Here is a 272-nt window from a genome sequence, read left to right on the forward strand (position 1 = left end):
GTATTCATGACCGCAGTATGCCTGAGGTCATGAGAAGAATGAAATAGAACGTTTGGAGAATAGCAGAATGGAACAGCCTGGTTTAAAGCATCGTCACCACCTGCTGTCGTCCAATGCGCTGCCAGGGCAAACCTTGGATCAGTGCCTGTAACTGTTCCGGGCTGAGGGCCACGGTTTCACCTTGGTGAACTTGAGCCCAGTGAAATTTGCCCTGTTCCAGCCGCCTGGCACACAGCCAGATGCCCAGTCCATCATGTACCAGTACTTTCATG

General features: G+C 51.8%; 1 protein-coding gene. It reads right to left on the bottom strand.

Annotated features, from left to right (window positions below; all coding sequences use genetic code 11):
* Window positions 1-82: 82 nt before the first annotated feature.
* On the bottom strand, window positions 83-272 hold a 190-nt coding region (tnpB, locus tag ACWQ4X_RS19930), incomplete at its 5' end, for an IS66 family insertion sequence element accessory protein TnpB (protein WP_139850598.1).

The organism is Acinetobacter sp. NigerLNRRAM0016 (assembly GCF_054112845.1).